The following is a 22,885-nucleotide window of genomic DNA, read 5'->3' on the forward strand; positions in this document are numbered from 1 at the left end:
GAGGAGTGAGGCCTCTCGCTCCTACTGCTTAGCCAAGCATCTGTCGGACATTATCCAATGCGCCGTCGGCGAAGCTCTGCATAAAGTGTTCGAACCCTTCCTGCGCGGTATCGACCGGTTCGCCGATGAGCGTCCAGGTCGCCCTGGAACAGCCTGAATCCAGTGCTTCCACACGCATTGCCGCCCACAAGCGGGCCACGCCCAAGGTGTTGTAGACGGTGGTCCAGGTCATGTACATGGCCTCTTCGTCACGGCTATTGAGTTGCTCCACCGCACAATGGCCATCGTGGAAATACTTCGTGCGCAAAGCGCCTACACCGGTGCCGATTATTTCAATGTGCGACAAGGCGGGAATGAACGCATCAAAGCCTGCAAATTCCCCCACCAAGCCCCACAGCCGGGCGGCCTCGCAGTCGACTACGACGGAGGCCACCACTGGCGTGCCCTGGGGGTTGCGGATCAATGTATCGGGTTGCAACGGTTTCATGAGGTTGTCCTGAAGCGGTTCAAAGAAAGCCGATGGCCTTGAGGTAGTCGCAGCCTTTGCCTAACAGCGCGGGGCATTTCTCGGGGTACGTTGTGCCCATTTCTTCCACGCCCCGGCGTGCATTGTCGTGACGGATCATCGACGTATCGCCGATGTCTTCACCCAACCCGTCCAGGTAAAAACCCAGCACGCCAAACAGTGCGTTTTCGCGGCCCACTGTTCGCAGTTGCCGTTGCCATTGCGCAACACTGACCCGGTCGAATGTGTAGCCGGCGTCGCTGAATGCATCGAGGTACTGCTCCCAGCTCAAGGGTTGTGGGTTATGCAGGTTGTACACGCTGCGCCCGGCTGCGAAATGGGTGCAGTGGCGCGCGAGAAAACGCGCAAAAAAGTCCACCGGCATCAGGTCGAAGTTCACCTCTAAACGGGGAACCAGGCCCAGTTGCAGCGAGCCCTTGAGCATCAGCATCAGGCGATTTTTCTGTGGTTGGCAAACACCGCTTTGGCTGTTGAAGCTGATATTGCCCGGACGATAGATATTCACCCAGGCGCCTTGCTCCAGCGCGCGGCCCGATAGCCGTTCGGCCACCCATTTGGAGAGGTTGTAACCATTCTTGATGTAGATCGGCAGCGTTGCCGCAGCCGGCGACTCCAGGACCTGTCCCGTGGCGTCGATGGCGCTGCATGCCGACAGTGTCGAGATGAAGTTGAAGACCTTTTTGCTGTGGGTTTCACACAGGCGCAGGCATTCCAGTACAGGGTCGACGTTGTCTTTCACCAGCGCCGCATAGTCCATCACATGATTGACCCGCGCCGCGTTATGCACCAGCACGCCAAAGTCCCTGGCGAGGCGCTCGTACACCTCACCTGCCAAGCCCAGGCCAGGCTGGCTGATATCGGCGGCGTACACCCGCACCCGGCTCTGGTCCAGATGTTCCAGGCGGTATTCATGCAACGCCTGGGTGAACCGTACCGTTGCCGACTGGTTCGGCAGTTCCCGCACCAGACATGCCACTTCCGTAGCACCGCCGGCCAGCAACGCTTCGACGATGTGTACCCCGATAAAACTGTTGGCTCCCGTCACGATCACTTTGCGGCGGTCACCGGCGCAGGCCTCGGGTAGCACCTCAAGCGCCGGTATGCGCTGTGCGTCTTGAACCGCCTGGCCGGAGGGTGCATCGGCACGCGGGCCGCCCTCCAGCAGCGTCGCGAGTGTACGAATGGTCGGCATTTCAAAAAAACTGTTCAGGGGCAGATTGCGACCAAATTGTTCGCGAACCCGTAGCAGCAGGCTCGACAGCAGAATGGAGTGGCCGCCGACGTTAAAGAAGCTGTCATCGATGGACAACGTCCCTGCGGGAAGCTGCAACAACTCACTCCACAGCCGCACCAGTTCAACCTGCAGCGGCGTTTGCGCGGCCTCTGCGGTGCGATTCGACGCGGGTTGCGCCGGCAGTTGCAACAAGGCCTGGCGATCGACTTTACCGTTGCCCGCGTAAGGCATGCCGGCTAATTCGATCCACCGCTCGGGTTGCAGGTAGTCAGGCAGCCACTGGCGTGCATACTGCTTGAGGGCGTCTATCGTGGCGCCAGGTTCCGGTTGGGCGACCACACCGCTAATCCTGCGATCACCGTCGATCACCACCGCCACCTGACGAAACAGCCGGCTGGCGCGCAGGCATTGTTCGATCTCCTGGGGCTCGACTCGAAACCCCCGAATCTTCACCTGCTCGTCCCGACGCCCACCCAACTCGATGCCGTCGCGGGTCCACTTGGCGCAATCACCGCTGCGGTAGGCGCGCAAGGGCTGGCCGCCCGGCAATGCGAGTTCGACAAAAGGGTCGTCGCACCGTTGTGTTGCGTTCAAGTACCCCAGGCTCACGCCGGGCCCGATGATGTACAACTCGCCCATCACCTGCTCGTCCACTGGCTGCAAGTGCTCATCGAGTATCAGCACCTGGCTGTTGGCGATGGGGCGGCCGACGTTGCGATTGCTGTCCCCTGGCCGCAACGTCCGATGGGTGACCAGTACCGTGGCTTCGGTGGGGCCATAGAGATTGTGCAACTGGCACTGGCCGGCCAGTCGTTCGATCACGTAGGGCTCACAGGCGTCGCCGCCGGTCAGCAGGTGCGCCAGGCCCAGCGGTTGATCCAGCGGCAGGATGCTGAGCAGCGCCGGCGGCAGGAAGGCATGGGTGATACGTTGCTGGCGGATCAGTTCCAGCAGTTGCTGCGGGTCGCGTCGTTGCGCCTCGCTCGGGACGATCAACTCGGCGCCGGCAATCAGGCTGGGGAAGATATCCATCACCGAGGCATCGAAGCTCAACGCAGCGAACTGCAACACCCGGCTCTGCTCGTTCAGCTCCATGCAACCGCCGAACCAGGCGGTGAAATGGGCCAGGTTGCCCTGGCTCAGCAGCACGCCTTTGGGGCGGCCGGTGGTGCCCGAGGTGAAGAGCGCCATGCACGGTGCATCGGGGTTGGGGCGATGCCGCAGCAGCGGCGGCAACGTATCGCGCTGATCGATTGCACTGACATCCAATGAAACGAAGCAATCGCGCAGTGGGTGGCGACCATCATCCAGCAACACCCTGGCTCCTGCGCTGTCCAGCATGGCCTGTTGGCGTTGCGGTGGATGGTCAGGGGCCAGTGGCAGGTAAACCGCGCCGCAGCCCAGCACCGCAAGAATACTGGCGTACAACGCGGTTGTTTTTTCCAGGCACACCCCGACCACCGGCGGTGCCCCGACGCCTTCCAGCAGTGGAGCGAGCCGTTGCTGGATTGCCCGTGCTTGAGTGTGCAATTGCCGATAGGTCAGCGCACGGCCGGCAATGTTCAGCGCCGGCCGTGTGGCGAAGGTGAGCAGGCTGGCCTGCAATCGTTCGATCATTGGCACCTGTGCCGCCTGCAGCAGGTGTACATCGGTCGTGTGATTGAACCGATGCACAAACGCCAACGCCTCCAGCCTTTGCAAACCGTGTTCGGGCCAGGCATTGGCGCCGGCCCCTGTGGGAAAATACTCAGGGTCGCGGGCGAAGCCGCTCACCAGTGCAGCGAGCCATTCCACCAGCGCAGTTATCGCTCGCAGGCGCAGTCGCTGGCCATTACCGCTGGGCTCTTCGGCAAGGTCCAACACGACCCCCCAGCGTTGGCCAGCGTCATACGCGCGCAACTGTAGCTGCGGCAACCCGTACTCCGTCAGCGGGCCGACGCCCAGGCGCAGGTTGATGCGTGGGGCGGTGGCCAGGTATGTCGGCAGTGACGCGCTACCGTCCTCAATCACCAGGTCGGCAGCGTCATGACCCGACAGATGACCATATTGCTCCAGCTCCAGCCTCAGCGCATCGAGGGCATGGCTGATACCGAACCATCCAATTGTCAGTCGTCTCATGCCGCTCTCCCTGCCACTGGCAGATAGTCGGCCAGTGCCTGGGCTACGCTCGGTGTCTGCAGCAAGCCGCTGTGCTGCAGAAAGCCCATGATGTTGCCGATCAGCGGGTGGTGGCGGGTGATGGGGAAATCCAGTGCCGCCATGTCGGCCCTCAGTGCATGGCGAACGTCAGTGCTCACGTCCAACTGATCGATCAGTTGCAGGTCGAAGGATTTTTGCAGCTCGTTGGTCAGGTAGTGCTGCAGGAAGATGGGCAAGACAGGGGCAATGCTGTCGCGCTCATCCGGGCTTGCCGCCTGCCAATAGAGGCGCACCAGGCGCGTCCAGAACTGCCCATGGCGCCCTTCGTCGAACAGGTGATCGGCCATCAAGCCACGGATGGAGGCCTTGACGCTGTGGTCCTTGGAAAACGCCGCCACGTCATGGGTCACGGTGTTCTCGGCGATGGCCACGCCAATCAATTCCACCGCATCGCGCAGGTGCGCCGGGACCTGTGCCTGCGCCACCGGCAGGGCGTGGCTGAGTTCGATTTGCAGGGGCAGGTCCAGTGGCGGTATGCCGGTCATCTCCACGGTCTGTTGCAGGAAGTCCAGCGCGACCAGGGCGTGATAATCCTCGTCCACCACGACGGTCATCGCGTCGTAGCGACACACAAGGGGGAAGGGCAGGGCGAAACGGTTTTTGGCAATGTTGCGCGCGGTTTTGTCGACGATCTCGGTTTCGAAAATCACCACGTCATTGATGAACTTGTAGAAGCTTTGCAGCAGCACGAAGTCGCGCCACTGCGGGCAATGCTCAAGAAAGGTCGTGCTGAGGACCAGGGGCTGGCGGCACAGCGGATAGATCAGCTTGTCGTCGTTTTCCAGCAGGCGGCGAGGGCGCGTGCGGATGGTGGCGCGGCGTTCCCAGTCTTCGGCGATGGAGCGGTAGTCGGCGACGTTCATGGGCGCACCTGTTGTAGCGAGGTACGCACGTCGTCCCAGAGCTTGATGCGGTTTTCCACGGCGTTGATCGCGGTTTCAACGGCTTGTTGCTGGTACTCGGGAGCGCTGAGGGTCAGGCCTTGGAGCATTCTCTGTGCCGCTGGCTCATGGCCTTGGGTGTCCAGTTCGATATGGCGGTTGAGGTAGTAGCCCAATGTAGGCGCCTGGCGATCGATGATTTCACTGCCCTGCAACAGCCGTTCGAACATGCTCGGGATAATACTCTCGCGGCCGTGCAGGAAGGCGGCGGCCACACAGTGGGTGGGCGCATTCAACGCAATGTGCAACGTGCTCGCGACGAAGCGGGCCACGCCGGGCAGGACATCGACCTGACCCAAGGCGGCATTGGCCTCGACGCCCCGCCGTTGCAGCGTGATGAAGGTATCGATGGCGTGGGTACTGGCGCCCACTTCGAGCATGGCCTCCCGGTACAGCTCGAAGTGACTGCAATGACCACGCCTGGGATGTTGGTCCGACTCCTCGCCCAGCACGATTTCGTTGATCAGGCGGGCGGCTTGCGGGTCGCTCGGTGGGAGCCAGGGCAACTGCGTACACGTCAGGTCCCGTTGCAGGCGTTTGGTGAGGGTCATGAAGTCCCAAACGGCAAATACATGGTTTTCCATAAAAAGTTGTAACTTGCCAAGTGAAGTTATTTCTTCAAATAACGGGTGACTGCATAACTGCAGCTTTTTTTGTTTAAGTAGAACTTGATACATGGTTGATGCCTATAAGTTGTTGCGACTGCTCTGAAAACAGTGATGGGCTTTTGCAGCCAAAAAGCAGACAGGTAACGGTTTAGCCAAGACACGCGCGCAGCACCGCCCAAATAGGGGGTCGTGCAGGCGGTTGAGGTGTTTGGTTTGTTGAATAATGATAATAAGCCGATTAAACGTTTGGGCGAGCTTATAAATGTATTAGATGTTTTTTCGAAAAGATTCCGGTTGTGGGTAAGTTGTATTATTAAACGTGGGAAGTTTCCCTGGCATTAGCAGGCAGTACGCAGTCGAATAGTGTTAACCGGGGCATCTTGACGCGGGGCTTTCCCAGGAGGGAAGGCAGCCCCGCAATGCTTAAAGGGTTAAACCGGTGGAAAACCTTACTTGCCGGCCGCCTCAAGGCCCTTTAGGTAAGTGCTGATGACCTCCATGCCTCGCATCAGGTGATTGCGCAGCGTCAGGATGCTTTCGGCGACCTTCTTCTGCGCCACCAGGCTCAGCAGTTCGCGGTGATCTTCCTGGGACGTCTCGCCCAATCCCATCGCCTCAAGGTTGAAGCGCAGGAAGCGCTCCTCTTCATTCAAACCGTGTTCGACCAACGTGAGTAGTCGTCGGTTGGGCGCCTTGCCATACAGCGCCATGTGGAACAGGCGGTTGAGCCGGCCAATCTCGGTATAGTCTTTCTCCTGCTCCAGCGCCGTGATGAAGGCATCCGCCTGGGCAATGTCGTCTGCGGTGAGCAACGGAATCGACAACCGCAGCGCTTCGGATTCCAGCAGCATGCGCAAGGCGTAGGTCTCGGCTGAATTGTCTTCGATCAGCGGTGCAACCACCGCACCCTTGTGCGTCACGACATGCAGCAACGACTGGGCTTCCAACTGCCGAAGGGCTTCACGCACGGGCATGCGGCTGACGCCGAACAGGCTGGCCAGCTCTTGCTGGCGCATGGCGGTACCACAAGGCAACCGGCCATCGAGGATGGCATTGCGCAAGGTTTCTTCGATTACGGAACGAGCAAGATGGGCGGGAATAGGCCCGCTGACCTTGATACTACTCAAAGGGCTCGGCTTTTGCGTCACGGCTACGCTAGCCTCCTTATAGAATGGGTATGGCTTATTGGATCCAATGCACACTAGAGATTGCCTACAGGCTTGTCAAACGCGCAAGGTTTTCGGCTTGTAAGCGGCTAAACACGCGACTCTGAGCGCCCACATCATGCTTTTGCGGTGTCTTACACACCGGTGTCAGATTGCGCTGAATTGAACACTTCACCGCCCTCGTTTACTCCATTGCCAGCGCCCGGCGCAGGTGATCGGCGCTACATTCCCATCTATGCATATTCACTAACGGTATTTAAAATGCCGTTCTTATGCCTATAAAGTCACTCTCCTGTCCGACCGGGAGTGAATTCATGTCCGCCACCTCTACTGTTCCAACCGCGACCTCTAACGCCCAAACCTTCGAGATTCGTCCACTCCCCGGCAGCGTGGGAGCCGAGATCATCGGCCTGGATGTGTCCCGTCCGGTCAACGACGAGGATTTCGCCCGCATTCACCGCGCGCACCTGGATCAGCATGTGGTGATCTTTCGCGACCAACGCATCACCCCCCAACAGCAAATCGCCTTCAGCCGCCGCTTTGGCGTGCTGCAGATCCATGTGCTCAAGCAGTTCCTGCTGGCCAACCACCCGGAAATCCTGATCGTCTCCAACATCGTCGAAAACGGCCAATCCATCGGCCTGGGCGATGCGGGCAAATTCTGGCATTCGGATCTGTCCTATAAAGAACTGCCCAGCCTGGGCTCGATGCTGCACGCCCAGGAACTGCCAGCCGAAGGCGGCGATACCTTGTTTGCCGACATGCACAAGGCCTGGGACCAACTGCCCGCGCACCTACGCAAAGCCGTACACGGCCGCAGCGCCGCGCACTCCTACACCGCGCGTTACAGCGAAAGCAAATTCGAAGGCAACTGGCGCCCGACGCTGACCCCCGAGCAGCTCGCCCAAGTCGCCGAAGTGGTCCACCCGATTGTGCGCACCCATCCGGAAAACGGCCGCAAGGCGCTGTTCGTCAGTGAAGGCTTTACCACCCGCATCATCGGCCTGCCGGAAGACGAAAGCCGCGACCTGCTGGCCCAGCTCTACGCCCACAGCGTGCTGCCGGAAAATATCTACCGCCATCAATGGCAGCCCCACGACCTGGTGTTCTGGGACAACCGCTCGCTGATCCACCTGGCGGCCGGTTGCCCGAGCCATCTGCGCCGCAAGCTGTACCGCACCACCATCCAGGGCGACGCGCCTTTCTGATTCGGAGCATGACCATGTCCAGGAACATTCCATTTGCACGGCTGGCCGCAACGCTCGGCCTGGGTATCAGCCTGTTGGCCGGCAGCCTCGTCGCCCCAGCGGTTGCGCAGGCTGAAGGTGAGATTCGCATCGCCGAACAGTTCGGCATCGTCTACCTGCTGCTCAACGTGGTGCGCGACCAGCACCTCATCGAAAAATACGGTAAACAGGAAGGCCTCGATATCAAGGTCGACTGGACCCAACTCTCCGGCGGCGCGGCCGTCAATGATGCGCTGCTCTCCGGCTCCATCGACATCGCCGGTGCCGGCGTCGGCCCGCTGCTGACCATCTGGGACCGCACCCACGGCAAGCAGAACGTCAAGGCCGTTGCCTCCCTCGGTAACTTTCCCTACTACCTGGTGAGCAACAACCCCAAGGTCAAGACCATCGCCGATTTCACCGATAAAGACCGCATCGCGGTGCCGGCGGTGGGTGTGTCGGTACAGTCGCGCTTCCTGCAATACGCGGCCGCCAAGCAGTGGGGCGACAAGGAATTCAATCGCCTCGATCAGTACACCGTCGCCGTCCCGCACCCTGACGCCACGGCAGCGCTGATCGCCGGCGGCACCGAGCTGACCGGGCACTTTTCCAACCCGCCGTTCCAGGACCAGGCCCTGGCGAACCCCAATGTGCATGTGGTGCTCAACACCTACGACCTGCTGGGCCCGAACTCGCCGACGGTGTTGTTCGCCACTGAAAAATTCCGTAACGACAACCCGAAAACCTACAAGGCATTCGTCGATGCGCTGACCGAAGCCGCGCAGTTCGCCCAGAACGACAAAGGCGCCGCCGCCGACACATACATCCGCGTGACCAAGGCCAAGATCGACCGCGCCGAGCTGCTGAAAATCATCGACAACCCGCAATTCGAATTCAGCGTCACGCCGAAAAACACCTACCCGCTGGCGGAATTCCTCTACCGCGTCGGCGCGATCAAGAACAAGCCTGAATCGTGGAAGGACTACTTCTTCCAGGACGCCAAGCCCCTGCAAGGAAGCTGAGATGAACGCGCCCTTGCAAGGCCACGCGGCCAGCAACCTGTCCGCTGCCGCCGCGCTGCTGGCGGTGGATAACGTCAGCCTCGAATACCGCACCCCCGAGCGCGTGGTGCGGGCCACGCACCAGGTCAGTTTCGAAGTCGACCCGGCCGACCGCTACGTATTGCTCGGCCCGTCGGGTTGCGGCAAATCCACCTTGCTCAAGTCCATCGCCGGGTTTATCCAGCCTTGCGAAGGGGAGATCCGCCTGCTGGGGCAGAAGGTCGAACGCCCCGGTCCTGATCGCATTGTGGTGTTCCAGGAATTCGACCAGCTGCCGCCGTGGAAGACCGTCAAACAGAACGTGATGTTCCCGCTGCTGGCGTCAAACACCCTCAAGCGTCGTGCAGCCGAAGAACGCGCGCTGCACTACCTCGACAAAGTCGGCCTCAGCGCCTTTGCCGACGCCTATCCGCACACCCTCTCCGGCGGCATGAAAGCCCGCGTGGCCATCGCTCGCGCCCTGGCCATGCAGCCGAAAATCCTGCTGATGGACGAACCCTTCGCCGCCCTCGACGCCCTGACCCGCCGCAAGATGCAGGAAGAGTTGCTGCGGCTCTGGGAGGAAGTGCGTTTCACCTTGCTGTTCGTCACCCACTCCATCGAAGAGGCGTTGGTGGTGGGCAATCGCATCCTGTTGTTGTCGCCCCATCCGGGACGGGTGCGCGCGGAAATCCACAGCCATCAATACGACCTGCACAGCCTGGGCGGCGTGGAACTCCAGGCGTCGGCGCGAAGGATTCATCGCCTGCTGTTCGATGAAGCGCCCGAAGCCGAACGTGAGTTGGGCTTCGCCGATATCCGCATCGCTTACTGAAGGGGCCCGCTCATGCGCCAGGAATATGAAGTCACCCTTGAACCGCTGCTCAGCGTCCCCGTGGAACGCGAACTGCCCCTGCGCCAACGCCTGTGGCAACAAGGCTGGTTGCGCAAGGGTTTGATCCTGATCGTGCTCGCGATCCTCTGGGAAGCGGTCGCGCGCTACCAGAACAATGACCTTTTGTTGCCGAGTTTTCTGCAGACGTTTCACGCGCTCTACGACGGCCTGCTCAGTGGCGAGTTGTTGAGTAAAGTCGGCATCTCGCTGGTGGTGCTGATCAAGGGCTACCTGATCGGCATCCTGCTGGCATTTGCCCTGACCACACTGGCGGTGTCGACCCAACTGGGCCGCGACCTGCTCAGCACCCTGACCTCGATGTTCAACCCGTTGCCGGCGATTGCGCTGTTGCCGCTGGCGCTGCTGTGGTTTGGACTGGGCCAGAACAGCCTGATTTTCGTGCTGGTGCATTCGGTGCTGTGGGCATTGGCGCTCAACACCTACTCGGGGTTTCTCGGCGTGTCCGAAACCCTGCGCATGGCCGGTCGCAACTATGGGTTGAAGGGCATGCGCTTTGTGCTGTTCATCCTGATTCCAGCGGCACTGCCGTCGATCCTCGCCGGCCTGAAAATCGGCTGGGCATTCGCCTGGCGCACGCTGATCGCCGCCGAACTGGTGTTTGGCGCCACCAGCGGCAAAGGTGGCCTGGGCTGGTACATCTTCCAGAACCGCAATGAGCTGTACACCGACAAGGTATTCGCCGGGCTGGCGGTGGTGATCCTGATCGGCTTGCTGGTGGAAAATTTGCTGTTCGACACCTTCGAGCGATTGACCGTCAAGCGGTGGGGCATGCAACGCTGAGGCTGGCTTGATCAATGAGTGATCAGACTTGCTCCCGCCGGCGTGTAGGAGCGTTCCTGATTTTTGTCCCGTTGAACGATCAACAAGCCCAGACATTAACCTTTCGACGGTTAACCTTAAGAGACTTCGTTATGTCCGTCGAAAATCCCTACGCTGCTCCACTGGCCGATCTGAGTCAGTCAGCCGCTGATCAACCGATGTTCTTTGTTGTTGCGCCGCGCAAACTGTTGCTGATGGTGTTGCTGTCCCAAGGCTTGTACATGGTTTATTGGAGTTACAAACAGTGGGCCTATTATCGCCAGGCAACCGGTGCCCGCATTTGGCCTTGGGCCCGGGGCTTGTTTGCGGTGTTTTTCTTTTACTCGTTCGCGATGAAGGTGCGACGAACGCTTGAACTGACCAATACGCCGCATCGTTGGTGGCCACGGTGCCTGGCGCTCGCAATGATCCTCAGCGCACTGCTGCCACAGGCCTATGTCTGGTTTGTAGCGCCGATGACGGCACTGAAACTCAACGTCTGCCTTTTGATCGTCTATGCAGCCCTGGCGGTGCAGCTTCAGCGTGCGGTGAATCGTGTTGAAGACGACATGGAGGGCAACGCCAACCATCGCCTGACCTGGGCCAATGGCATCTGGATACTCATCGGGACGAGTTTCTGGGCGCTGACGACATTTTTGGCGCTCAACCCACCCGGGCCGTACTGAGTTTTTTGGTGGGCTAAACACGTGTCCATGCACGGTGGACACGTGTTTCCAAAAGGCATTTTCCAGACAAGCGTCTTCAAGGATTGCGCAAAAACACCACATACCCCCGAAACCACTCACTCCCCTTCAAATACCCCGGCGTTTCCCATTCTCCGCCCTGAATCAAGCCGATCTTGAACGGCAGCCCCAGCCGATTCATCCGTGGCAGATACGCGGCGTAATCCGGGATGCTCTGGCGCCCTTGGTACGTCTGCACCACCACTTCATCCACCACGCCGTTGAGCTGGGCGATGGCGGCCGGGTCGGCGTTGCTGCTCCAGTCCATCAGGCCGGTGATGCTCAGGCGCAGGTCGGCGGGCAGGCGTTGGCGCAGATCGCGCAGGAAGCCGGCGTATTCGTGCAGGTACTGGGTGCGGGCGTCGAAGTCGATCTGGATGCCGATCACCGGATTGCCGGCGTCGCGCCAGCGTTGTACCTGGCCGAGCAACTGGGTGTAGACGCGGTCTGGCCAGCGTAGGGTGTGGGCGCGGTAGACCAGCCAGATGTCGCCCTGGGTGATGCGCGGCACACTCATGCCCTGGGCGATCAATTGCACGCCGCGTTGGGGCGCGCGGCGGGTGGCGTTGATCTGGCCCTGGAGGATGTACAGGGTTTTCGCTTGCTTGAGCACCGGCTGTGGTGTGACGCCGCTCCACAGCCAGAAGGCGTCATAGTCGCGGGCGTCGACGGCGCCGAAGGCCGGGCTTGCCAGCAACAGCAAGCCGAGCCACAGCGGTTTCACCAGTAGTACTGCAGCGATTTGCCCCACTGCGTGTCGGCAAAGCCCGTCTTGAGCTGGCGGAACCAGGCCTTGCGCACGGCCGGCGCAACGTCTTCGCCGCCGCAACTGTTGTAGCCAGACGGCGCGTAGCAATTAAGGGCGCGGAACAGCGCGTAGGCTTTGTCGGCCTTAGGTGCCTTGGGGTTGCCGATCACCTGTTGGTAGCCGTCGAGCCGCGAGAAGGTGGCACCCTTGAAGTCCGATGGCGTGCTGCCCAGGCTGCCGGCGGCGCGCGCCTGCTCAAGCGGCATGCTATCGAGGTTGTTGCGCAGGATGAACTCGCCGAAACAGTTCAGGCCGTGGGGGTTTTTCGCATCGTTCTGCAAGGTTGCGGCGGTTTGCGCAATGCTCGGGCAGGCGTAGCCGGATTCGGCCTTATCGCCGTTCCACTGGAACAGTTTCAACGTCTGGCCGGCGCCGTAGACATAACCCAGGCTGGTGCCCAGCTTGTCGTCCGGGGCCGACGCCGGCAGTTGCTTGAGGTCGTCGTCGAAGGTGGCGAACTGGCCGCGCAGCAGGTCTTTATAGAGCAGCACGAATTGCGCGGTCTGGCGCTCCAGCGGGTCGTGCGCCTGGGCGATCTGCTGGCGCAGCAAGTCCGGCCCGGCGCTGTTGCGCAGCAGGATGTAGCGCACCTGTTTGGCGCTGATCGGCGAATCGGCGGCGAACACCTTGGCCAACTGGCCGCTGCGCTCGTAATTCATCGCCAGTGCCAGCTCCAACTGGTCGCGTTGCAGCGGTTGCTTGGCCAGCGGCAGCAGTTGCAGCCAGAGTTTTTCTGCGGCTTTCCAGTCTTGCTTGGCTTCCAGGGCCAGGCCGCGCAGGGTCTGTTGGCTGAAGGCGAAGTAATCCGGGTTCGACGGCACGTCCTGGGGCAGATGCTTCAACGCGCTGTCGGGTTGATGCTCGACGTACAGGGCATACGCCGCTTGCAGGTAGTCGAACAGCGCCGGTTCGTCGGCAAACACGGCTTTTTGCCCATCGAGGTCGGCGCGGGTGAGGGTCGGCGGCGTGTGTGCGCGCATCAGCATCAGGTCGCTGACGAGCAGGATCATCGGGTTCTTGACCGCCTTGCCGTTGACCATCAGCAGCTTGAGGTCGGCTTCGGCCACCAGTTCATCCACGGACACATTGCGCTGGGCGTCGGTGGCCTGGGTCAATTGCCAGGCATAGGCCTCGGCGAGCTTGGTGTGATCGTCCGCCAGCCAATACACCCGGCGCAGCAGGCCACGGGCGGAGGCGACGTAATCACCTTGTGGATAAGTCTTCAGGTAACCGAGGAAGCCCTCTTCGGCATCGCTCAGGGCGGACTTATCCACATGCTCGAGTTGCGGCATGCCGTATTCGTCGAAGGCGTCGGCCTGCGCCTGGTTCAGTGATGTCCGCGCGGTCATGTACAGTGCGGTTTCCTTCAGCCAGGGCAGATGACTGCTGCTGGCGCCGGCAAAACCGCGCTCGGCGTCACTGAAGCGGCCGCTGTAGAAGTCGGCGGCGGCTTGCAGATAGGTGCGAAGCAGTTGGCCTTCGGTGGATTGGATCTGCTGTGCGTCCACCACTTGGCCGTCCCAGGAGCACGCCGTGAGCAATTGCAAGCGCGCCTTCACCAGCAACTCGCGCTCGGCCGCCGGCATGTCGGCCTTGAGCACCTGACGGATAAACGCGGTAGCGCTGTCGTCGTCGTTGCTGCGACAGCGGCTGCCTTCGCCATTCAGGAAGTCAGCACCCGCGGATTTGTATTCGTCACGCTGGATGCCCAATGGCTGGAGCAGGGTGTCGAGTTCGGCGCTGGGTGAAGCGTGCGGCGTGCTATCCGGTTCGGCCGGCGTGGCGGCGATCGGCACCAGGCGGTACACCGGGAACGGCACCGGACCGAAGCCTTGGGACAGGTCGTCGTCGCTCAAGGCGTTTGGCGCCAGGGGCGCGGCTTTTTTGTCGGCCAGCAACAGGCGCAGGTTGGTTCGGCTGTCATTGCCGGGGCTCAGGAACGGCAGGTTGTTGCACGTGTCCAGGCTGTCCCGCGAGACCCTCCAGTCGGGGTAGCACGAGTCGTCGGAGCTGGCGCGTGCCGGCTGGGAGAGACCGGCGAGCAGTGCCAGTGCCAGGGGTGACAGAAAACCGATGCGCATGACGTGTCCTTGATCCTGAGTCCTTGGAGGGCGCCAATCATAACGTGATCCGGCGAAGGCTTCGGCAAAGGCCTACAAAAATTGCTGATTTGTCTGACTGGGGGTAGTGGCAATTTAACTCCGCTGCCCTAGACTGCGCACATCGTCAGGGAGGTCGGGTATATGAAGCAGTTATGTAGGTCGGTACTGGGTTTTTGCTGCTTGGTGAGCCTGACGCCGATGGTCATGGCGGACGATCCGCTGTTGGACCACGCGCCCGCCGCCGTCAGCGCCGATAGTGAAGCCCGTGGCGTATTGCGTGCCCGTGACCAGGCGATGCTCGCCAGTGAATTGTCGGGCCGTATTGTCGAGTTGCCGTTCAGCGAGGGCGAGTCGTTCAAGAAGGGCGACACCCTGGCGCGTTTCGATTGTTCGGCCTACCAGGCTCAACTCAATGCCGCCTCGGCTGCCAGTCGTGGCGCCGGCGAAGAGCTGGCCCACAACAAACAACTGGCCGCGTTGAATTCGGTCGGCCGGTTTGAAGTGGCCCGCGCCGAAGCCAAACTCACCGAAACCCAGGCCCAGTCCCAGGTCTATCAGGTGCAGGTCAAGCGCTGCAGCGTGCTGGCGCCGTATGACGGCCAGGTGGTGCAGCGCAAAGTCCAACGTTATGAAAGCGTCTCGGCCGGCGCGCCGCTGCTGGAAATCGTCGACAACCGCAGCCTGGAGATCCACTTGCTGGTGCCGTCGCGCTGGATGAGCAAACTCAAGCCCGGGCAGACGTTCAGCTTCACTCCTGACGAAACCGGCCAGGCATTCAGCGCCACCGTCAAACGCCTTGGCGCCCGCATTGACGAAGGCAGCCAGACCCTGCTGTTGGTCGCGACCTTGCCCAATGCCAGCGGCTTGATGGCAGGCATGAGCGGCACCGCTCACTTTGCACAACTGCAATGAACGCACCGATGACGGGCAATGCCGAGCGGGTATTCGCGCAGTTTCTCGAGTTGGAACGCCAGACCCGCGCGGCCCAGAGCACTGAGCAATTGGCGTATAGCCTGGTCAACGATGGGCAACCGTTGTTCGGCTACCGCCATGCGGCGCTGTTGATCGCCGGCAAGGTGCGGGCGGTGACGGCGGTGAGCAGCGTCGACCCGAATGCGCCGTTTGTGGCCTTCGTCGAGCAGGCCGTGGCGCAATTGCACAAACACGGGCTGGGTCAGACCGCTCGGGAAGTGCCGGCTGCGCAATTGAGTGAGCAGGTCCAGGCCGACTGGCAGAGTTTGTCCGCTGGCCATGTGTTCTGGTTGCCCTTGATCGACCCGCAAGGCCGCGTATTCGGTGGTGTGTGGCTGGCGCGAGATACCTCCTGGAACCCGGCCGAGCAGGTGCTGCTGGCGCAGTTGGGCGATACGTACAGCCATGCCTGGCGCGCCCTGCAACCGCGCCAGCCGTGGCGGCTGCGCCTGACCCGCAAGCGTCAGGTGCTGGTGGTGGTCGCGTTACTGCTGATGCTGCTGATTCCGGTGCGCCAATCGGTGCTGGCGCCCGCCGAAGTGGTGCCGTTGGCCGGCCAAGTGGTGGCGGCGCCGCTGGACGGGGTGATCGCCGAGTTCCTGGTCAAACCCAACCAGACGGTGAAAACCGGCGACCTGCTGCTGCGCTTCGAAAGTACCACCCTCACGGCCCAGGCCGATGTGGCGGCGCGTGCCTTGGGTGTGGCCGAAGCGGAGCTCAAGGCCAATTCCCAACGCGCCTTTGCCGATGCCGAGTCGAGTTCGCGTATCGACTTGCTCGCCGCACGGGTCGAGCAAAAACGCGCCGAGCGTGACTACGCCCGTGAACTGCTCAAACGCAGCGAAGTGCGCGCCGAGCGTGACGGTATCGCGGTGTTTGCCGACGCCGAACGCTGGACCGGCAAACCGGTACAGACCGGCGAGCGTCTGCTGCAGATCGCCGATCCCGGCCAGGCAGAGTTGCGCATCGAACTGGCGGTGGGCGATGCCATCGCATTGGCGCCGGACGCCCAAGTGGCGCTGTTCCTCGACAGCGACCCGTTGCAGCGTCACCTCGCCACCTTGCAACGCGCCGCCTACGAGGCGCAGCCCACACCCGGCGGGCAACTTGCCTATCGCCTCGATGCGCGGTTCGATGAGGCACCGCCACGCATCGGCCTGCGCGGCACCGCCAAGCTCTTCGGTGAGCGCGCGCCCCTGGCCCTGTACCTGTTGCGTCGGCCACTGGCTGGCCTGCGCCAGAGCGTCGGCCTCTGATGAACCTGCCCCCACTGCGCGAAGACCTGCAACTGTCCAGCGCCGGCGCGGCCCTGGACGGCTCGCCGCGCTGGACCCTGGCCGACCCGGTGCGCGGGCGTTATTTCAAACTCGGCGCCACCGCCATTCGCCTGCTGCGCCATTGGTCCCTAGGCGATCCGCAACACGTCCTGCAGGCCGCCAACCGTGAGCCGGGCCTGCCCCTGGGCGACAGCGAAGTGGATGAGCTGCTGAGTTTCCTGCGCGCCCATGACCTGATCGCCGCGCTGGACCCGCAGCAACGTGCCAGTTACGCCTTCAAGGCCGCCGCCCGTAAGCAAAGCCTGTGGCAAATCCTGCTGCATCAATATTTGTTCTTCCGCATCCCGCTGTGGCGCCCGGACGCGTTTCTCAACCGCGCCTGGCCGTGGCTGGCGCGGTTCGGGCCGGGGCTGTTGCGCTACGGCTTGCCGCTGACCCTGGGCCTGGGCGTGTTTCTGGTGGCGCGCGACTGGCAGCGTTTTCTGGCGACGTTTCCACATCTGTTCAGCCTCGGCGGTGCCCTGGCATTTGGCGCGGCGTTGTTCTTCGCCAAGCTGTGCCATGAGTTCGGCCATGCCTTTATGGCCAAGCGTGCCGGGTGCCGGGTGCAAAGCATGGGGGTGGCGTTCATGGTGTTGCTGCCGATGTTCTACACCGATGTGAGTGACGCCTGGCGCGTCAATGATCGGCGCGCGCGGTTGCTGATCGGCGCCGGTGGGGTCATGGCCGAGCTGTTGCTGGCTTGTGTGGCCTTGCTGGCCTGGTCGCTGTTGCCGGACGGCGCGACGCGCACGGCGGCGTTCATGCTGGCCAGTGCGACGTGGCTGACCACCCTGGCGATCAACCTCAACCCGTTCATGCGCTTCGATGGTTACTTTCTGATCAGCGACCTGTGGGGCGTCGACAACCTGCAAGGCCGTGCCTTTGCCCTTTGCCGCTGGCGCCTGCGCGAGTGGTTGTTCGGCTATGGCCAACCGGCGCCGGAACCCTGGGCGCCAAACATGCAACGGCGCCTGCTGTGGTGGGGTTACCTGGCGTGGTTGTGGCGGGCGGCGCTGTTCCTGGGGATTGCCCTGGCGGTGTATCACCTGTTCTTCAAGCTGCTCGGGATCTTCCTGATGCTGGTGGAACTGGTGTGGTTCATCTGCCTGCCGATCTTCAAGGAGTGGCGCGAATGGTGGAGTCGCCGCAGCCAGGCCCATGCGCCGCGGGTGCTGCTCAGCGGCCTGGGCCTGGTGTTGATCGTGCTCGCCTTAGTGGTGCCGTGGCGCAGTGCCGTGGAGCTGCCGAGCATGCTCGAGGCCGGGCGCGCCAGTGCCTTGCACGCGCCGGTGGCGGCGCGGGTAAAACAGTTGCGGGTGGTGGATGGGCAAGTCGTGACCCAGGGCCAGGTGCTGATCGAATTGGAATCGCCGGATTTGGACGCACGGCAAAGCATCGTGCGCCGCGAAGTGGAAATTTTGCAGTTGCAGATGCGTCGCCAGGCCGGACGCAGTGAAACCGCGGCCGACGCGGGGATCAACGATCAGCGTCTGTCCCAGGCCTTGGCCGAATACCGCGGGCTCGCCGCCCAGCGTGAACGCCTGCTGTTGCGCGCGCCCCATGCCGGCACCGTGCGCGACGTGCTGCCGCAATTGAGCGTGGGCCGCTGGCTGTCGCCTAAAGACCCGTTGGCGCAAGTGGTCGAAGAGGGCGCGCGCCTGCGCGGTTATCTGGAGGAGTCCGAGTTGTGGCGGGTGACACCGGGGGCGAGTGGGCGGTTTATCGCCGATGACCCGATGCGCGCCGCCATCCCGGTGGTGTTGACCGACATCGATGCCAACGGCGTGGCCTATCTGGACCAGGAAGCCCTGACCTCCGACCACCATGGGCCGATTGCTGTGCGTCGTGACGAAAACCAGCGCCCGGCGCCGGTGCAGGCGCAATACGGTGTGCGGTTGCGCAGTGCGCAACCGATCGCCACCCCCCATCAACCGCTGCGCGGCGTGGTGGTGTTGCAAGGGCGCAGCGAGTCGGTGCTGGGCGTGGCCTGGCGCCGAGCGGCGGCCTTGGGCGTGCGGGAAAGCGGGTTCTGACAGGAGTGCAAAGGCATGTTGAACAAGGACGGCGCTTTGGCGCAAGGCCTGGCGGTGCGCCCGTCACGGCCCACCGACGGGCCATTTCTGCAAAGCCTCTACCGCTCGGCGCGTGCCGATTTGCAGTGGATCGACGGTGAGCAGGGGCTGGTCGAGGCGGTGATCGCGCAACAGTTTCAGGTGCAGGAAAACGGTATGGGCGAGCATTTTCCCGGCGCCTTGCATTATGTGATCGAAAAACTCGACACGCCCATTGGCGCCCTGAGTGCCGATTTTGGCCCGAATGAAATCCGCGTGCTGTACCTGGCGTTTATCCCCGCCGCCCGAGGCCTGGGTTTTGGCCGCGCGATACTGCAAGGCGTGCAACGGGCCGCGCAGCAGGTGTGTTGCCCGGTGGCTACGGTTGTGTGGGCGAGCAACCCCCATGCGCGCCAGCATTACCTGGCGCTGGGGTTTCGGCTGGAGGAAGAGACGCCCGCCGCGCAGCGGCTGGTGTGGTACCCGTCTCAGTTGAACACGATGCAGAAATAACCGCGTGCGTTGTCGCGGCCCATGGCGGGTTCGCGGGACACAAACACCTGCTCCAGGCAGGTCTGCCCCAGCGGCAAACGGCAGAGGCCGTCGACGAAATCCGTCGGCTCCAGGCTGTCGAGCAACACGCTGAAGGCCGTGCGCGGGCTGCCCGGCAAGCTGGCTTTGGGCGCAGCGGTCACCTGTTGGATCTGGATCGGCAGCGCCGACCCATCCGGCAGGTACAACACACTCGTGCGCGCAAGCAGAGGGCGAAAGTGCTCGGGGGTGACCAGGTTCAACATACATCGGCTCCGTGTCAGAGAGGCCGAGGCCCAGGCGCCTCGGCCCAAGGGCGGGTCAGTCGCGTGACGGAAAGACCCCGTTCAGGGCAATGCTGAAGTTGATCACCAGGAACGGGTTCATCGTGTTCATGGGCAACCCCTGGCCGGCCGAGGCCAGCGTGCCGGTCAAGCTCGTGCTGACGCCGTTGAGCGGTACCGGGCTGGCGCCCTGTTGGTCGGAGAAGATTGAGGCACTGCCCGGCCCGCCGCCGGAGGCGCCGATAAACGCGTGGGTGGCGGTCGGCGCTGTGACCGGGTTGCTGGCGGTGGCGGCCAGTTGCACCGTCGCGCTGACCGCCAGCGCCGCCGTGCCATGGGTATGCGTGGGTAGGTTGGCCTGGGTAGCCATCACGCTTTCGACGCCGTCGACGTCGCCGATGAACCGCTGCGACAGGCCCGGGCCATTGCCTTGGCCGATGGGCAGGCGACCTTGCAGGTCAGGCAGCTTGAAGGTTTGCGTGCCGTCCCCGCCATATGTCGTGCCGATCAGCGCGAACAGCGCCTGGTATTGGCTGATGGGCAGGAGCTGGCCGGCGCAGAAGGCCCAGTTTCTTGGGGCGAAATTAAAGGCGAAAGGTTGGATGGTGCCGATGAATACTTCCATGAATCGTTCATCCTTGTGTGAGCTGTTCAAGGGGATATAAAGCCAGTCGATCCGGCTTCATCGCAGAGCGTAGACGCAGGTTTTGAGCGCTGCCTGCCGGTTGCGAAACAACGAGCGAATCCGGGGCTTTTGTCCTAGAGTGGCGCCTGTTTGCGCAAGCGCAGGGTTGGCCCTGAAAACGGGCAGTGGCAGGGGAATTGGGGTGCGACGGTCTGTGGTAGAGCAAGACGACATGGTTGGGGCAGTTTCTGCTGTCAATCGCCTCGCGGGGGGCCGGGAAGGTAAGGGTTGGTTACGCCGCCTATGGTGGGTGCCGATTCTGGCGCTGGCGCTGGCCGTGCGTTTTTATGGCCTGACGGCCGCAGCGATCTGGGGCGATGAAGGCTCGAGCCTGCTGCTCGCCCAATATGCGGCGGTCGACCTGTGGTTTCACGCCGCCCACGATGTGCATCCGCCGCTGTATTTCTTCCTGCTGCGCGGCTGGATCGCGCTGTTCGGCGATGGCATCTGGTCGATTCGCAGCATGAGTGCGATTCCCGGCGTGGTCGTGGTGGGCCTGGGCATCTGGCTTGCGCGGCAACTGTCCACCCGTCGCGCCGCCGTGCTGGCCGGTGTGCTGCTGGCGCTGTTCCCCAGCGCGGTGCGCTACAGCCAGGAAGTGCGCATGTACTCGCTGCTCGGCGTGTGGCTGCTGGGCGCGACGCTGGCGTTGGTGTATTGGGTGCGCCAACCCGAGCGCACGCGCTACCTGCTGGCGTATGGGCTGCTGATGGCTGCCGGTTTCTACACCCATTACTTCACTGCGTTGTGTGTGTTGGTGCATTGGGTCTGGCTGGGGCTGTTGAGTGCGTCCCAGCCACCCGGCCGGCGCTTGATCACGCGTCCGGCCTGGTGGGCGGTCAACGTCGCGATCGTACTGGCGTATCTGCCTTGGCTGCCGAATCTGGTGGGGCTGGTGCAGCATGTCGAGCAGCTCAAGGTCGGTGGCGACATCGGCTGGGAAGCGCCGGTCAGCCTGCTCTCCGTGCCGTCGATGATCTGGCAGTTCATGTTGCAGGACGAAGGTCTTGGCTTATGGCCGGTGCTGTTCTGGTCTTTCCCGCTGCTGCTGGTGACCGTGGTGGGCGTCAGCGCCTGGCGCGATCAGGCGCGCTACCGGCCGGCCGTGCTGCTGGCGTTGTTTTTTTTGCTGCCGCTGCTGTTGGTGTACGGGGCGTCGTTCATCTCGCCGGTGTTTATCGAACGTTACCTCACCGTCTATGCCTTGGCCTTGCCGATCCTCCTGGCGCTGGCCATCGACCGCCTGCCCAGGCGTCTTTCATGGCTGGGCGCGGCATTGTTCGTGCTGTGCGTCGGTGTGGAACTGCTGGGGGTGAAGAACAACGCCACGGTGGATGTGGATGATCAGTTCAACGTGCCGGTGGAGTTCGTCAATCGTAACTACCAGGAAGGTGACCGCATCGTCCTCAGCGACATGCTGTGGTACTTGAGCTACGTGTATTACGACCAGACCGACGCCCAATTGCAGCTTTATACCCCGCCCAAGCCTGATGGCACACCGACGCGGCCGAATGCCTATGGCTTCGGCACCCTGGTGGATCAGGACGGCGGGCGTATTTACCTCGACCGTTTGTCGGCATTGCCGGCCGATACCCAGCGTGTCTGGCTGATCAGCAGCAATGAAGCACCGGACGATTTTGCGCCGCTACCGGACGGATGGCGTCAAAAAATGCAGCAGGACGGGGGCGGAGCCAGGGCGCGATTATTCGTACTATGCCTCGGCCCAGAGCCATCGCAGCCAGAGGCTTGTCGCTAATATCCATTTAGAATGAAGGGAATATCAAAACAGTGGCATTTGACCACTAGTGGACTTTGTAATCATCAGTTACGATTCGCTTACAAATGGATTCTTGTCCTACAAAAGTGGTGAAGGGATGCAGTATCACTTTATCTCCGGCTTACCCCGTTCTGGCTCGACGCTGCTGTCTGCGATCCTTTTGCAGAACCCGCGCTTTCACGCCGGCATGAGCAGCCCCGTGGGCACCCTGTTCAACGGCGTGCTGGGGCAATGCAGTGCCGGCAGCGAGTTTGGCTCGGTCATCGATGCCAATACCCGGCGCCGCTTGCTGCGCGGCTTGTTCGACGCCTATTACGCCGACCGCGCCCCTGTCCCTGTGGTGTTCGACACCAACCGCCAATGGTGCGCCCGCATGCCGGCGCTGCACGACCTGTTCCCCCAGGCCAAGGTGATCGCCTGCGTGCGTAACGTGGCGTGGATCATGGACAGCCTCGAGCGTGTGTACCGCGCCAACCCCTTCGAAAACACCAAGCTGTTCAACGACGACGTCGAGCGCAACACCGTCTATAGCCGTGTCGAAACCCTCGGCCAGCGCAATCGCCTGGTGGGGTACGCCTGGTCGGCGCTCAAAGAGGCGTACTACGGTGAACGCGCCGACTCGATGCTGGTCGTCGACTACGACTTGCTCTCCCAGGCCCCGGAACGGGTCATGCGGCTGGTCTACGAATTTATCGGCGAGCCCTGGTTCGAGCATGATTTCGAGCACCTGAGTTACGACGCGCCGGACTTCGACGACGCCCTCGGTGTGAGCGGTTTGCATCGGGTCAAGCCGAAGGTGGAGTTGCAGCCGCGACGGACCATCCTGCCGCCCGATCTCTTCGAGCAGTTCGCGCATATGTCTTTCTGGCGTGATGGCACCTCCAGCGCCGCCAATGTGATCCGTACCAAAGCCGATGCCGCGATCAGTTGATCGCGGTTTTTTTCATTGCGGGAATCAG

At 62.2% G+C, this 22,885-nt stretch carries 20 protein-coding genes; 11 read left to right on the forward strand and 9 right to left on the reverse strand.

All coding sequences use genetic code 11. The annotated features are described in order from the left end of the window. Positions 1 to 28: 28 nt before the first annotated feature. From U5A08_RS00615 to U5A08_RS00635, 5 genes are all read right to left on the reverse strand, one after another. Complete coding sequence (locus tag U5A08_RS00615; protein ID WP_247397844.1) at positions 29 to 487, reverse strand: SRPBCC family protein; 459 nt, start codon at positions 485 to 487, stop codon at positions 29 to 31. Between the two features lie 19 nt (positions 488 to 506). Beyond that, on the reverse strand, positions 507 to 3,878 hold the full coding sequence (locus U5A08_RS00620; protein ID WP_321849783.1) for an amino acid adenylation domain-containing protein: 3,372 nt from the start codon (positions 3,876 to 3,878) through the stop codon (positions 507 to 509). Further along, positions 3,875 to 4,822 (reverse strand): diiron oxygenase, encoded by a 948-nt coding sequence (locus U5A08_RS00625; protein ID WP_321849785.1) that lies wholly within the window; start codon positions 4,820 to 4,822, stop codon positions 3,875 to 3,877. Before U5A08_RS00625 ends, U5A08_RS00620 begins: the two co-directional genes overlap by 4 nt. Next, positions 4,819 to 5,577: a DUF3050 domain-containing protein gene (locus tag U5A08_RS00630; protein WP_321849787.1), complete on the reverse strand. Its 759-nt coding sequence runs from the start codon at positions 5,575 to 5,577 to the stop codon at positions 4,819 to 4,821. The genes U5A08_RS00625 and U5A08_RS00630 overlap by 4 nt, the downstream gene beginning before the upstream one ends. A gap of 380 nt (positions 5,578 to 5,957) precedes the next feature. Continuing rightward, positions 5,958 to 6,656 carry a GntR family transcriptional regulator gene (locus tag U5A08_RS00635; RefSeq protein WP_253392418.1) on the reverse strand — a complete coding sequence of 233 codons (699 nt, stop codon included), beginning with the start codon at positions 6,654 to 6,656 and terminating at the stop codon, positions 5,958 to 5,960. A 332-nt stretch (positions 6,657 to 6,988) separates the two neighbouring features. On the opposite strand from U5A08_RS00635, the gene U5A08_RS00640 reads away from it, so the two are divergent. The 5 genes from U5A08_RS00640 to U5A08_RS00660 all read left to right on the forward strand — a co-directional run bounded on the left by U5A08_RS00640 (position 6,989) and on the right by U5A08_RS00660 (position 11,340). Next, positions 6,989 to 7,882: a TauD/TfdA dioxygenase family protein gene (locus U5A08_RS00640; RefSeq protein WP_321849790.1), complete on the forward strand. Its 894-nt coding sequence runs from the start codon at positions 6,989 to 6,991 to the stop codon at positions 7,880 to 7,882. A 14-nt stretch (positions 7,883 to 7,896) separates the two neighbouring features. Then, a complete protein-coding gene (locus U5A08_RS00645) occupies positions 7,897 to 8,922 on the forward strand; it encodes an ABC transporter substrate-binding protein (RefSeq protein WP_321849792.1) in 1,026 nt (341 codons plus the stop codon). A gap of 1 nt (position 8,923) precedes the next feature. Then, positions 8,924 to 9,775: an ABC transporter ATP-binding protein gene (locus U5A08_RS00650; RefSeq protein ID WP_253392421.1), complete on the forward strand. Its 852-nt coding sequence runs from the start codon at positions 8,924 to 8,926 to the stop codon at positions 9,773 to 9,775. 12 nt (positions 9,776 to 9,787) lie between these two features. Then, positions 9,788 to 10,636, forward strand: a complete 849-nt coding sequence (locus tag U5A08_RS00655; protein WP_253392423.1) for an ABC transporter permease — start codon at positions 9,788 to 9,790, stop codon at positions 10,634 to 10,636. Between the two features lie 131 nt (positions 10,637 to 10,767). Beyond that, positions 10,768 to 11,340: a hypothetical protein gene (locus U5A08_RS00660; protein WP_321849797.1), complete on the forward strand. Its 573-nt coding sequence runs from the start codon at positions 10,768 to 10,770 to the stop codon at positions 11,338 to 11,340. A 76-nt stretch (positions 11,341 to 11,416) separates the two neighbouring features. Here the strand turns inward: U5A08_RS00660 and U5A08_RS00665 are convergent, their stop codons facing one another. Next, on the reverse strand, positions 11,417 to 12,121 hold the full coding sequence (locus U5A08_RS00665; RefSeq protein ID WP_321849799.1) for a DUF3142 domain-containing protein: 705 nt from the start codon (positions 12,119 to 12,121) through the stop codon (positions 11,417 to 11,419). Then, positions 12,118 to 14,286, reverse strand: coding sequence for a PA5441 family protein (locus U5A08_RS00670; RefSeq protein WP_321849800.1), 2,169 nt, complete (start codon positions 14,284 to 14,286; stop codon positions 12,118 to 12,120). The genes U5A08_RS00665 and U5A08_RS00670 overlap by 4 nt, the downstream gene beginning before the upstream one ends. Before the next feature lie 219 nt (positions 14,287 to 14,505). Here U5A08_RS00670 and U5A08_RS00675 point away from each other — a divergent pair, with 219 nt between their 5' ends. From U5A08_RS00675 to U5A08_RS00690, 4 genes are read left to right on the forward strand one after another with little or no spacing between them, the layout of a single operon-like run. After that, on the forward strand, positions 14,506 to 15,219 hold the full coding sequence (locus U5A08_RS00675) for an efflux RND transporter periplasmic adaptor subunit (RefSeq protein WP_253400320.1): 714 nt from the start codon (positions 14,506 to 14,508) through the stop codon (positions 15,217 to 15,219). Continuing rightward, on the forward strand, positions 15,216 to 16,535 hold the full coding sequence (locus tag U5A08_RS00680; protein ID WP_321849802.1) for an efflux RND transporter periplasmic adaptor subunit: 1,320 nt from the start codon (positions 15,216 to 15,218) through the stop codon (positions 16,533 to 16,535). The genes U5A08_RS00675 and U5A08_RS00680 overlap by 4 nt, the downstream gene beginning before the upstream one ends. Continuing rightward, entirely contained in the window at positions 16,535 to 18,631 is a 2,097-nt protein-coding gene (locus U5A08_RS00685) for a site-2 protease family protein (RefSeq protein WP_321849804.1), read from the forward strand. The genes U5A08_RS00680 and U5A08_RS00685 overlap by 1 nt, the downstream gene beginning before the upstream one ends. 15 nt (positions 18,632 to 18,646) lie before the next feature. Then, complete coding sequence (locus U5A08_RS00690) at positions 18,647 to 19,162, forward strand: GNAT family N-acetyltransferase (protein ID WP_253392432.1); 516 nt, start codon at positions 18,647 to 18,649, stop codon at positions 19,160 to 19,162. Here the strand turns inward: U5A08_RS00690 and U5A08_RS00695 are convergent. Both U5A08_RS00695 and U5A08_RS00700 read right to left on the reverse strand, forming a co-directional pair. Continuing rightward, positions 19,138 to 19,446: a hypothetical protein gene (locus tag U5A08_RS00695; RefSeq protein WP_321849807.1), complete on the reverse strand. Its 309-nt coding sequence runs from the start codon at positions 19,444 to 19,446 to the stop codon at positions 19,138 to 19,140. The two genes, U5A08_RS00690 and U5A08_RS00695, sit on opposite strands and share 25 nt — an antisense overlap. A 55-nt stretch (positions 19,447 to 19,501) precedes the next feature. Next, the gene (locus U5A08_RS00700; protein WP_321849808.1) at positions 19,502 to 20,089 is read right to left on the reverse strand and encodes a phage tail protein; all 588 of its coding nucleotides are present in this window, start codon (positions 20,087 to 20,089) and stop codon (positions 19,502 to 19,504) included. A 202-nt stretch (positions 20,090 to 20,291) separates the two neighbouring features. Between U5A08_RS00700 and U5A08_RS00705 the strand changes: the two genes are divergently transcribed. Together U5A08_RS00705 and U5A08_RS00710 are read left to right on the forward strand one after the other, a co-directional pair. Next, entirely contained in the window at positions 20,292 to 21,905 is a 1,614-nt protein-coding gene (locus U5A08_RS00705) for a glycosyltransferase family 39 protein (RefSeq protein WP_321849809.1), read from the forward strand. A 118-nt stretch (positions 21,906 to 22,023) separates the two neighbouring features. Next, the gene (locus tag U5A08_RS00710) at positions 22,024 to 22,857 is read left to right on the forward strand and encodes a sulfotransferase family protein (protein WP_321849810.1); all 834 of its coding nucleotides are present in this window, start codon (positions 22,024 to 22,026) and stop codon (positions 22,855 to 22,857) included. Positions 22,858 to 22,885: the final 28 nt, after the last annotated feature.

It is taken from the genome of Pseudomonas paraveronii (assembly GCF_963681955.1).
GTDB classification, from domain to species: Bacteria; Pseudomonadota; Gammaproteobacteria; order Pseudomonadales; family Pseudomonadaceae; genus Aquipseudomonas; species Aquipseudomonas paraveronii.

Excerpts from the sequence above, each read along its gene's own strand:
- U5A08_RS00690 (WP_253392432.1), top strand. The coding sequence starts at position 18,647 with ATGTTGAACAAGGACGGCGCTTTGGCGCAAGGCCTGGCGGTGCGCCCG.
- U5A08_RS00650 (WP_253392421.1), top strand. The coding sequence starts at position 8,924 with ATGAACGCGCCCTTGCAAGGCCACGCGGCCAGCAACCTGTCCGCTGCC.
- U5A08_RS00640 (WP_321849790.1), top strand. The coding sequence starts at position 6,989 with ATGTCCGCCACCTCTACTGTTCCAACCGCGACCTCTAACGCCCAAACC.
- U5A08_RS00620 (WP_321849783.1), bottom strand. The coding sequence starts at position 3,878 with ATGAGACGACTGACAATTGGATGGTTCGGTATCAGCCATGCCCTCGAT.
- U5A08_RS00625 (WP_321849785.1), bottom strand. The coding sequence starts at position 4,822 with ATGAACGTCGCCGACTACCGCTCCATCGCCGAAGACTGGGAACGCCGC.
- U5A08_RS00645 (WP_321849792.1), top strand. The coding sequence starts at position 7,897 with ATGTCCAGGAACATTCCATTTGCACGGCTGGCCGCAACGCTCGGCCTG.
- U5A08_RS00670 (WP_321849800.1), bottom strand. The coding sequence starts at position 14,286 with ATGCGCATCGGTTTTCTGTCACCCCTGGCACTGGCACTGCTCGCCGGT.
- U5A08_RS00700 (WP_321849808.1), bottom strand. The coding sequence starts at position 20,089 with ATGGAAGTATTCATCGGCACCATCCAACCTTTCGCCTTTAATTTCGCC.
- U5A08_RS00680 (WP_321849802.1), top strand. The coding sequence starts at position 15,216 with ATGAACGCACCGATGACGGGCAATGCCGAGCGGGTATTCGCGCAGTTT.
- U5A08_RS00630 (WP_321849787.1), bottom strand. The coding sequence starts at position 5,577 with ATGTATCAAGTTCTACTTAAACAAAAAAAGCTGCAGTTATGCAGTCAC.
- U5A08_RS00675 (WP_253400320.1), top strand. The coding sequence starts at position 14,506 with ATGGTCATGGCGGACGATCCGCTGTTGGACCACGCGCCCGCCGCCGTC.
- U5A08_RS00655 (WP_253392423.1), top strand. The coding sequence starts at position 9,788 with ATGCGCCAGGAATATGAAGTCACCCTTGAACCGCTGCTCAGCGTCCCC.
- U5A08_RS00660 (WP_321849797.1), top strand. The coding sequence starts at position 10,768 with ATGTCCGTCGAAAATCCCTACGCTGCTCCACTGGCCGATCTGAGTCAG.
- U5A08_RS00710 (WP_321849810.1), top strand. The coding sequence starts at position 22,024 with ATGCAGTATCACTTTATCTCCGGCTTACCCCGTTCTGGCTCGACGCTG.
- U5A08_RS00695 (WP_321849807.1), bottom strand. The coding sequence starts at position 19,446 with ATGTTGAACCTGGTCACCCCCGAGCACTTTCGCCCTCTGCTTGCGCGC.
- U5A08_RS00615 (WP_247397844.1), bottom strand. The coding sequence starts at position 487 with ATGAAACCGTTGCAACCCGATACATTGATCCGCAACCCCCAGGGCACG.
- U5A08_RS00685 (WP_321849804.1), top strand. The coding sequence starts at position 16,535 with ATGAACCTGCCCCCACTGCGCGAAGACCTGCAACTGTCCAGCGCCGGC.